This is a genomic window from Bacillus sp. P4_D3, assembly GCF_056401855.1.
The window spans coordinates 1-3,191 of record NZ_JBFUIN010000362.1; the positions used below are offsets into that span (position 1 = coordinate 1).

The 3,191-nt window shown below is 35.8% G+C and carries 4 protein-coding genes and 1 pseudogene; 1 reads left to right on the forward strand and 4 read right to left on the reverse strand.

The window, feature by feature from the left end; all coding sequences use genetic code 11:
- The 3 genes and pseudogenes from AC1DTM_RS21060 to AC1DTM_RS21070 all read right to left on the reverse strand — a co-directional run.
- Positions 1–181: pseudogene (locus tag AC1DTM_RS21060) on the reverse strand (shikimate dehydrogenase); the annotation flags it as partial.
- Between the two features lie 15 nt (positions 182–196).
- Entirely contained in the window at positions 197–1,303 is a 1,107-nt protein-coding gene (yqeH, locus tag AC1DTM_RS21065) for a ribosome biogenesis GTPase YqeH (protein ID WP_002160432.1), read from the reverse strand.
- Between the two features lie 3 nt (positions 1,304–1,306).
- Positions 1,307–1,819, reverse strand: a complete 513-nt coding sequence (locus AC1DTM_RS21070) for a YqeG family HAD IIIA-type phosphatase (RefSeq protein WP_002160431.1) — start codon at positions 1,817–1,819, stop codon at positions 1,307–1,309.
- A 246-nt stretch (positions 1,820–2,065) separates the two neighbouring features.
- Here AC1DTM_RS21070 and sda point away from each other — a divergent pair, with 246 nt between their 5' ends.
- Positions 2,066–2,221, forward strand: coding sequence for a sporulation histidine kinase inhibitor Sda (gene sda / locus AC1DTM_RS21075; protein WP_002015226.1), 156 nt, complete (start codon positions 2,066–2,068; stop codon positions 2,219–2,221).
- A gap of 152 nt (positions 2,222–2,373) precedes the next feature.
- Here the strand turns inward: sda and AC1DTM_RS21080 are convergent, their stop codons facing one another.
- Positions 2,374–3,162: a phosphatidylserine decarboxylase gene (locus tag AC1DTM_RS21080; RefSeq protein WP_002160430.1), complete on the reverse strand. Its 789-nt coding sequence runs from the start codon at positions 3,160–3,162 to the stop codon at positions 2,374–2,376.
- Positions 3,163–3,191: the final 29 nt, after the last annotated feature.

Sequence of the window (3,191 nt, forward strand, 5' to 3'; positions counted from 1 at the left end):
CATTAAATCCTGAAATACCTAATGCTTTCAAACCTTTTACTGCTTCCCCTAGCGCTTCTTCTTCTACAAGAAACGCATGATAATGGGCATCCATATTCAAGTGTTCAAATGCATCGTTATGCATAACGGGTGATAATGAATGTCCAATTGGATTTCCGATTACACCATATAATTGTTTCATAAATCCCTCTCCATATTAAATTAAAGATTTACGTAATGAAACACTTACTCCCTTTGGTACATGAGCAACAATTTTCGCTCCTGATTCATTTACAGTAACCCAGCCTAATCCAGAGAATACAACGTCCGTTTTTGGCTCACGAATATTAAATTCATATTTCACAAAATCTGGCATATTTTCTAATTCTTCTGGTGTCGGTGGATTCAACATTTCTCCAGCGTGTCTTTCGTACAATTCATCAGCCTTTTCAAGCTTTGTACGATGGATTGTTAAACGGTTTGAGAAATGACAAGTAAATGCACGACGACCTCCACTTACATAATCAAATCGTGCTAATCCACCAAAGAATAATGTTTGTTCTTCATTTAATTGGAATACCATCGGCTTAACCTCTGTAGTCGGTGTAATAAGCTTTAAGCTTTGTTTCCCAACATAATGCGCCATTTGATGATGATTAATAATACCTGGTGTATCGTATAAAGATGATGTTTCGTCTAATGGGATATCAATTAAATCAAGCGTTGTTCCTGGGAAATGTGATGTTGTAATTACATTCTCAGTCTCATCACTAAACTCTTTAATCATACGATTAATAAATGTTGATTTACCAACATTCGTACATCCAACAACATAAACATCTTTACCTTCGCGGTAATGCTCAATTGCATCAGCAAGTTCAGTGATTCCTTGTCCTTTAGCTGCACTAATCAAAAAGACATCTTCTGGTTTTAAACCAAGTTGCTTTGCACTATAGCGCATCCAATGTTTTACTTTATCATGCTTAACTGACTTTGGAATTAAGTCAGCCTTATTCCCTACAAGTAATACTTTATTGTTCCCTACAAAACGATGTAAGCCCGGTAACCAGCTACCATTGAAATCGAAAATATCTACGATTTTAACCACTAGTGCGTCTGATTGTCCAATTCCGTTCAAAATACGAAGGAAATCATCATCTGTTAAAGATACATCTTGAATTTCGTTATAATGTTTCAAACGAAAACAACGTTGGCAAATTACTTGTTCTTTTTCTAAAGATGATACAGGAGCGTATCCTACTTCATTTTTATTTTCTGTTTGAATTTCTACACCGCAACCAATACATTTAATTGTTTCAGTCAAACTTTATTCCTCCCAGTTAATTAAGCCTTTTTTCTTCATGTTTCTCATAATTCTTCGTTCAATTTTCCGATTAAAACGTGTCACCAATCCGTCCGTTTGCGCTACCGGTACAACTAAAATTGTATGAAGTCCCACACGATTCCCACCGAGCACATCCGTTAGTAACTGATCTCCAATTACTACAACTTCATCTGGCTGCAGGTGCATCTCGTGTATCGCACGCTTAAATGCGCGGACAAACGGTTTGCGCGCACTATGAATAAACGGAATACCTAATGGATCAGCGAATTCTTTAACGCGTTGCTCGTTATTATTTGAAACAACCGTTACTTGAATATCATTTTCTTTCATTTTCAAAAACCACTCTTCAAGCTGTGGTGTTGCGTTCGGACGATCCCATTCAATTAAAGTGTTATCTAAATCGGTAATAACTCCTTTAATTCCACGTTTTTTCAAATCTTCCGGTTGAACATGATATACATTTTTCACATATTCATTTGGTAAAAATAACTTCAATTTCTTTCACCTCTTTGAGGATTTTTCATAAAATTTTTCGACAACATTTTTCGATAGATAACCTGTGGATAAACTTGTACACACTTTCCACATTAACTTTTCAGTTAATTCGGAATTTACTAACACTCTATGCACACTTTATCCACTGAGGTATGTGGATAACCTCTTATTTGTGACTGTCATATTTTTTTGGTACATTAAATGCAACAACGAATCAATCCTTATATTATTAGGAGGTGGCTCCCCTTGAAAACAAAACATATGGAACAGTTATCTACTGATTTACTCACTGAGTCTTATTATAAAGCAAAAGAACTAAAATTAAATCCCGACTTCATTTTACTTATAAAACAAGAAATTATTAGACGCTCATTAGAGGACAAGCTCGTCAAATCTTCTTGAGTACATATAGATTGCTGATTGACCTGTAAAAAGAGCCATCCTGCGATGGCTCTCGAATAAACAAGTACTCCCATCTAGGGGATTTCTTCATTAAGCATCTTTGTCCACATTTCTTAATTAGAGCTTCATAAGTATATTATAAAATCTTTTCTTTACTTATGTGATACTCGGGTTGCAATTTTTTCACCAAGACGTAGCTCTTGCCCACTTGTCAATTCCTGCACTGCTTCAATCATATCTTTTTCAAATAATAAAACAACTGTTGAGCCAAATGTAAAGTATGCCATCTCTTCACCTTTTTGAACAGTACTTCTTTCATGAAGGAGCTCAATACTATTAACAAACATAGCACCTACTTTTACAAGTGCCATACGTTCGCCTTCACTATTTACTTCTGTAACAGAGCGATAATTTTTTGACAATGGTTCTTTCCCATACTCCATACCCGCTGCATTTACCGGATATGATTTTCTGCCGAGTACGAATCTTTCAGTCACAGAGCCAGAGAGCGGACTATGAATACGATGATAATGACTTGGACTCAAATAAATTACCATATATGTACCGCCTGCATATCGCTTTGCACGCTCTTCATTACCTAGCATATCCACAATTGAATAACGCTTTCCTTTTATATCGAATGTTTTTGTATCCTCAATAGGACCTTGATCAGCAAAAACACCATCAACAGGACTAACGATACTCGATGCATCAGTATCAATACTACGCTTTCCTTCTTTTAGCCTACGTGTAAATAAATCATGCAATGTTCGATATTCCTTCAAACCCTTTTCCATCTCATCTTGATTAATTTGAAAAACTTTCGCATACGATGGAATAATGATAGAGCTCAAACGAGATTGTGCAAATTTACGTAATATATAAGAAGTAAAACGACCATTTGTAAGTTCGATCATAAGTCGATATAATGTCCGTCGCAAATTACGAAACCTCCTAATCAGCCTATAAC